We start from the raw sequence: 6,984 nt of genomic DNA on the forward strand, positions 1-6,984 counted from the left end.
ATTGGAGTGTTAGTAAATGATAAGATTAAATAAATACCTCAGTGAGGCAGGTATCTGCTCCAGAAGAGAGGCAGACCGTCTCATAGAGGCGGGACGTGTGACGGTGGATGGCGTGCAGGCTGTACCGGGCATGAAAGTGTCAAAGGAGCAGAAAATCTGTGTCGGGAAAAAAGTGATCCAGGGTGCAGAACAGAAGGTTGTTCTGGCAGTCAACAAACCGGCAGGTATCGTGTGTACTGGGGATATGAAAGTGAAAAATAATATCATACGTTTCCTGCATTATCCGGTGCGGGTGACCTATGCAGGAAGACTGGATAAAGATTCGGAAGGCCTTCTTATTATGACAAATGACGGAGAACTGATCAACAGTATGATGCGGGCGAGATATCATCATGAAAAGGAATATCATGTCCGCGTGGATAAAGAAATCACTTCAGAATTTGTGCGGCAGATGTCAGAGGGTGTGCATATACAGGACGTGGAAAAGAATCTGGATGCGGTAACAAGACCGTGTGAGGTAAAGCAAATTGGAAAGTACACATTTTCCATTATTCTGACACAGGGGCTGAACCGTCAGATCCGGAGAATGTGCGAAGCACTTGGATATAAAGTGACAAAGCTTGTAAGAATAAGAATTATGAATGTAGAACTGGGAAGCTTAAAGAGTGGAGCAGTGCGAAAAATAGAAGGACAGGAGTTAAAGAAGCTATATGAACAGGCAGGAACGCATGAAGGAACTGGTGGAGCTTTTGAATAAAGCATCAAAAGCATATTATCAAGACGCAGAAGAAATCATGAGCAACTATGAGTACGACAAGCTTTATGATGAACTTCAGGAACTGGAGCGTGAGCTTGGGATCACACTTTCCAATAGTCCGACGGTGCGAGTTGGATATGAAGTGGTCAGTGAACTCCCAAAAGAACGGCATGAAAGCCCAATGCTTTCTTTGGACAAGACGAAAGATGTAGAGGAATTAAAGAATTTTGTGGGAGATCAGAAGGCACTGATGTCCTGGAAAATGGACGGACTTACCATTGTTCTGACTTACCGGGACGGACATCTTTTTAAGGCAGTCACCCGTGGAAATGGAGAAGTAGGCGAGGTCATCACAAACAATGCAAAAGTCTTTAAAAATGTACCGCTTCAGATCAGCTATCAAGGGGAGCTGATACTGCGCGGCGAAGCAGTGATTGGCTATAAAGATTTTGAGAAGATTAATGAGCAAATCCAGGAAGCAGAAGCCAAATATAAAAATCCGCGTAATCTCTGCAGTGGTTCTGTACGCCAGCTGAACAGTGAGATTACAGCAAAAAGAAATGTAAAATTCTACGCATTTACACTGGTCAGTGCAAAAGATGTGGATTTCCACAATTCCAGAGCCTGTCAGATGGAATGGCTGAAAGAGCAGGGGTTTGAAGTAGTAGAATACCACGAAGTAATAAGAGACACAGTAGAGGCGGAAGTTATTAAATTTTCAGAAAAAATTGCCGAGAACGATTTCCCGTCCGACGGACTTGTGTTAGTATATGATGATATAGCGTATGGAAGATCACTGGGGCGGACGTCTAAGTTTCCACGAGATTCATTTGCATTTAAATGGGCTGATGAGATCCGCCAGACAAAGCTTCTGGAGATTGAGTGGAGTCCATCTAGAACGGGGCTCATCAATCCGGTCGCTATCTTTGAACCGGTGGAGCTGGAGGGAACGACAGTGAGCCGTGCTAGTGTCCACAACATCAGTATTATGGAAGAATTGGAACTTGGTGTGGGGGATGAGATTGAAGTTTATAAGGCGAATATGATCATTCCGCAGATTGCACAGAATCTGACAAGAAGTGGTGTGAAAGATATTCCAAAAGTCTGTCCGGTCTGTGGCGACAAGACAGAGATCCGCCGGGTCAGCAATGCAAAAGCACTGTATTGTACCAATCCGGAATGTCAGGCAAAGCATGTCAAAGCATTTGCACTCTTTGCGAGCCGTGATGCTTTGAATATTGAAGGTTTGTCAGAGGCAACGCTGGAGAAGTTTATTGACCGTGGATTTATAAAGGAATTCACAGACATTTTTCATTTGGATAAATGGCAGGAAGAGATTCAGACGATGGAAGGTTTTGGAGAAAAATCCTACAAGAACCTGATCGCAAATGTGGAGAAAGCAAAAGTGACGACACTTCCGAAAGTTATCTATGCACTTGGAATTCCGGGAATTGGTCTTGCAAATGCGAAGGTCATCTGCAGAGAATTTTCCGGTGATGTGGATCGTATGATTCATGCTACTACAGAAGAACTTGCAGAGATTCAGGGAGTAGGCGAAGTACTTGCCGGTGCATTTGTAACTTATTTTCAGGATGAGAAGCATGTAGAAAGCTTAAAGCGGCTGCTTAAAGAGCTTGAGATTCCAAAGGAAGAAGAATCAGAGAGTCAACAGATCTTTGCCGGAGTGAACTTTGTTATTACCGGGAGTGTGGAACATTTTGCAAACAGAGGAGAGGTCAAGGAACTGATTGAGAGCCTGGGAGGAAAAGTTACGGGATCTGTCACTTCCAAAACAAATTACCTAATCAATAATGATGTGACATCGACTTCATCAAAGAATAAAAAAGCAAACGAACTGGGAGTTCCGATTCTTTCGGAGGAGCAGTTCATTAAGATGGTAGAGGAACAAAAGTAGGAAAGAAGGGAAAGAACCATGTCTGAACAGGATTATGTAGATACAATTGATAACAACGATAATAATAGCAATGACAATCATAACGATGATGAATATGAGAAAGTCTGCTTTGTCTGCCACAGACCAGAGAGTGTGGCTGGAAAGATGATCAATCTTCCGAACAATATGTGTGTGTGCAATGACTGTATGCAAAAGAGTTTTGATGCTATGAATAATATGAACTTCGGTGGTGCGATTGATTATAGCCAGCTTATGAATATGCCGGGAGTTCAGTTCTTAAATATTGATGATATGAGCCAGCAGATTCCAAAGCAGCAGCGCGTGAAGAAGAAAAAAGAGGGCGAGGAGGCAACGCCGCTCGTTGACATTCATAACCTTCCGGCACCGCATAAGATCAAGGCGAGCCTGGACGAGTATGTAGTCGGACAGGAATATGCCAAGAAAGTGATGTCTGTTGCTGTATACAACCATTACAAGCGTGTGGCAACGGATTCCATGGACGACATTGAGATTGAGAAATCTAACATGCTGATGATTGGACCTACAGGTTCCGGTAAGACCTATCTTGTCAAGACGCTGGCAAGAATTCTGGATGTGCCGCTTGCGATTACAGATGCTACATCTCTGACGGAAGCAGGTTATATTGGAGATGATATCGAAAGCGTTGTATCCAAGCTTCTGGCAGCAGCGGATAACGATGTGGAAAAAGCAGAACAGGGAATCATTTTTATTGATGAGATTGATAAGATTGCAAAAAAGAAAAATGCGAGTCAGCGTGATGTTAGTGGAGAGTCCGTACAGCAGGGAATGCTGAAGCTTTTAGAAGGAAGCGAAGTGGAAGTTCCGGTTGGAGCTAACAGTAAAAATGCGATGGTTCCGCTCACAACAGTCAATACAAAGAACATTTTATTTATCTGTGGAGGAGCATTTCCGGATCTGGACGGCATCATCAAAGAGAGACTCACAAAGCAGTCTGCAATTGGATTTGGCGCAGATCTGAAAGATAAATATGATCATGATAAGAAGATTCTTGAGAAGGTAGCAACAGAAGATCTTAGAAACTTTGGTATGATTCCGGAGTTCCTGGGACGACTTCCGGTAGTCTTTACATTACAGGGACTCACAGAAGATATGTATGTGAAGATCCTGGAGGAGCCAAAGAATGCAATTCTGAAGCAGTATCAGAAACTTCTTGCACTGGATGAAGTGAAGCTCGATTTCACAGAAGGTGCATTACGTGCAATTGCGAAAAAGGCGATGGAGAAGGATACAGGAGCAAGAGCCCTTCGTGCGATTATCGAAGAATTTATGCTGGATATCATGTATGAAATCCCGAAAGATGACAGCATCGGTCAAGTGACGATTACACAGGAGTACATAGAAAATACTGGTGGTCCGATTATCACACTGAGAGGGCAGGAAGTACCGAGATTAGAAGGTCAGGCATAGATAGTAAGGCAGTTATAAAAATATAGAAGATAATGTCCAATAATAAAATAAGAAAACATCTCATATACATATGAAAAGTATACGAGGTGTTTTCTTTTTTATGAATGATAGTTACGGAGAAATAAATGCATTGCTAAAGACACGAAAAAATACAAAAAGCAATGTTTTGAAGGAGAGAGTGATAGCAACACAGCAGAAGGAAGAAGAGACAGGAGATACTTCATGCCGTGAAAAAATCCTCTCTCAGGATTTTCGGGATTTTATTATCCCGAATTACCGGTCAGATCAGGAACTGGTCTATCCCAAGAGCCAGATTTGTGTGCAGAGCCTTGGTTTTGGCTATCGTGTAGCATATGTGGATCAAAGTCTAGGGGAAGAACTAAGCATTGCGGCTTATGGTTACAACAGCATTCCAAATTGCTATGCACTGTTGGATATGGAAGCTATGAATGAGACAGGAATCAGTGTGCTTCAGAATTACCCGGGTCTTAATCTTCGAGGAAAAGGAATTATGATTGGATTTTTGGATACAGGAATAGACTATGAAAATGAAATCTTTCGAAACATAGATGGAAGCAGTCGAATCACGGCGATATGGGATCAGACTGACCAGAACGGTCAGCCACCGGATACATTTACATATGGAAGTGAGTATACGAATAGTCAGATTAATCAGGCACTGAAAAGTGACAATCCAAAGGAAATTGTGCCAGTAAGTGATGAAAATGGACATGGTACATTTTTAGCAAGTGTGGCAGCAGGTGGAGAAAATATCCAGGAAGGTTTTACCGGGGCGGCATCAGAGGCTGAAATTGCAGTAGTGAAGTTAAAAGAAGCGAAAGATTATTTGCGGAAATTTTATGGAATACGACAGAAGGCAGTGTGTTATCAGGAGACAGATATTGCGCAGGGACTTCGGTATCTGCATCTTCTGGCACTGAAAAAACAGATGCCTCTTGTTATGTGTGTGGCTCTTGGAACGAATCTTGGCGGACATAATGGAATGTCCAGTCTGTCGCGGATTCTCGGAAGCTATTCCAGACTGGTAGATCGATGCGTGGTTATCGGAGGAGGAAATGAGGCAAATGAACGACATCATTTTCAGGGAAAACTGAATCAGGTAGGAGAGGTTCAGGAAGTGGAAATGCGTGTCGAAAGTGGAAATACGGGATTTGTAGCAGAATTATGGGGGACCATTCCCAATATTGTGACAGCGTATCTTATATCTCCGTCTGGGGAGAGAAGTCCGGTGATTTCCATTCGGCAGGGGAATCGCTATCAGCTTACATTTCCATTTGAGCAGACGGTTGTGGATGTGGAATATCGGTTGTTTTTGCGGAACGGAAGATCCCAGCTTTTGTTTCTAAAATTCGATCATCCGGCACAGGGTATCTGGAAGATAGGAGTACAGTCGCTGGGGCGTGCAGATGGAGAGTTTCACATCTGGCTTCCGGTGCGGGAATTTCTCGATGGAAATGTATATTTTCTGGAGGCAAGTCCGGACGTGACATTGACAGAGCCTGCGAATACCGATGATCCGATTACGGTTGCTTATTACAGTGGAGCAGATAAGAGTGTTGATATTAATTCTGGCAGAGGTTATACTAGAGACAAGAGAATAAAACCTGATTTTGCAGTTCCAGGAGTCCAGGTTTTGGGAGCAGGGGTAAATGGAACATTTGTAAGGCGAAGCGGTTCCAGTGTGGCAACGGGAATCACAGCCGGAGCCTGTGCGATGATCATGGAATGGATTTTGAATCAGCCGATTCCGGCAGGAGTTACCACAAGTCAGGTGGCAAATATTATCATATTAGGAGCACAGCAGAACACATTTTCAGAATTCCCGAACCGACAGTGGGGCTATGGAACGATGGACCTGTATCAATCGCTGGACAGATTGAGAAGATTATAACAGATGGGAGAGGTACAATATGGCAGACTTTTTTGAGCAGTTAGGAAAGAAAATTTCAGATGTAGCAGAGGACTTTGGAAAGAAGACGGAAGATACCCTGGAAGTGCAGCGTATCAAAAGCCAGATCCGTTCTCTGGATCGTGCCAATGAAAGAGATTACATCGAAATCGGAAAGAAGATTTATCAAAAATTCAAAGCAGGAGAAGTGGCGGACTTAGAGTGCATTTCCCTGTGCGAAGCAATCGAAAAGAGAGAGGAAGAAGCAGCACAGTGCCAGGAGGAAATCCGCAAAATTCAGGAGGTATAACAGATGTTATTGATGGCAGCAGGAGGACTTCTTGTTGTGCTGGTGTGCGTGGACATGGGCATTAAGCAGTACATCGAGGAGAATTTTGAAGAAGAGGAAGAACGGGAGACAATTCTGGACAAAGTTGTGCTCCGGAAGGTTTATAATAAAGGCTTCTGTTTTAATACACTGGATAAGAAACCGGAGCTGGTGAGAAAGACATCTGGTATCTTGTGTGCCGGGCTTGCAATCTATGATGCATGGCTCTTTTTCAAAAAAGGAAAATGGCTCAGAAAATTCGGCATGGTATTTCTGACAGCCGGTGCAATCAGTAATACCTATGACAGACTGATTCGTGGAAAAGTCATTGATTATATCGGAATCCAGTGGAAAAACAGCAGATTTCGCAGACTCACCGCGAACCTGGCAGATGTGTATGTAGTAATCGGGGCAGCAGTGACAGGTGTAGCGAAGATATTCCGAAGATAGAAAATTGGATTATGAATTCCAGGAAGAGAGTAATCCACAAATACAAAAATGAATATCCATAATATAAAAAGTGTGTAAGTTATGAGCCTGTGAAAAAATCTCTGTAAAATAAACAACATTAAGGTCTTCTATGATAAAATATAAAAATCATAGGAGGCCTTTTATTATGGCAAACA

Annotated in this window: 6 protein-coding genes; all 6 read left to right on the forward strand. The window is 43.0% G+C overall.

Annotated features, from left to right (window positions below):
- Positions 1-16: 16 nt before the first annotated feature.
- Positions 17-757: a pseudouridine synthase gene (locus tag G593_RS0109850; protein WP_029731581.1), complete on the forward strand. Its 741-nt coding sequence runs from the start codon at positions 17-19 to the stop codon at positions 755-757.
- Positions 711-2,672, forward strand: coding sequence for an NAD-dependent DNA ligase LigA (gene ligA, locus G593_RS0109855; protein WP_044994339.1), 1,962 nt, complete (start codon positions 711-713; stop codon positions 2,670-2,672). Before G593_RS0109850 ends, ligA begins: the two co-directional genes overlap by 47 nt.
- 18 nt (positions 2,673-2,690) lie before the next feature.
- Positions 2,691-4,121: an ATP-dependent Clp protease ATP-binding subunit ClpX gene (gene clpX, locus G593_RS0109860; protein ID WP_029731583.1), complete on the forward strand. Its 1,431-nt coding sequence runs from the start codon at positions 2,691-2,693 to the stop codon at positions 4,119-4,121.
- Between the two features lie 100 nt (positions 4,122-4,221).
- Positions 4,222-6,033 (forward strand): S8 family peptidase, encoded by a 1,812-nt coding sequence (locus G593_RS0109865; RefSeq protein WP_242827077.1) that lies wholly within the window; start codon positions 4,222-4,224, stop codon positions 6,031-6,033.
- A gap of 19 nt (positions 6,034-6,052) precedes the next feature.
- Entirely contained in the window at positions 6,053-6,340 is a 288-nt protein-coding gene (locus G593_RS0109870) for a hypothetical protein (protein WP_022278821.1), read from the forward strand.
- A 3-nt stretch (positions 6,341-6,343) separates the two neighbouring features.
- Positions 6,344-6,808, forward strand: coding sequence for a signal peptidase II (locus G593_RS0109875; RefSeq protein WP_022278822.1), 465 nt, complete (start codon positions 6,344-6,346; stop codon positions 6,806-6,808).
- Positions 6,809-6,984 lie beyond the last annotated feature (176 nt).

Source organism: Dorea sp. AGR2135, from assembly GCF_000420885.1.
Lineage (GTDB): Bacteria > Bacillota > Clostridia > Lachnospirales > Lachnospiraceae > Dorea > Dorea formicigenerans.

Coding starts and splice junctions, on each gene's coding strand:
- G593_RS0109865 (WP_242827077.1), top strand. CDS start 4,222: ATGAATGATAGTTACGGAGAAATAAATGCATTGCTAAAGACACGAAAA.
- G593_RS0109870 (WP_022278821.1), top strand. CDS start 6,053: ATGGCAGACTTTTTTGAGCAGTTAGGAAAGAAAATTTCAGATGTAGCA.
- G593_RS0109850 (WP_029731581.1), top strand. CDS start 17: ATGATAAGATTAAATAAATACCTCAGTGAGGCAGGTATCTGCTCCAGA.
- ligA (WP_044994339.1), top strand. CDS start 711: ATGAACAGGCAGGAACGCATGAAGGAACTGGTGGAGCTTTTGAATAAA.
- G593_RS0109875 (WP_022278822.1), top strand. CDS start 6,344: ATGTTATTGATGGCAGCAGGAGGACTTCTTGTTGTGCTGGTGTGCGTG.
- clpX (WP_029731583.1), top strand. CDS start 2,691: ATGTCTGAACAGGATTATGTAGATACAATTGATAACAACGATAATAAT.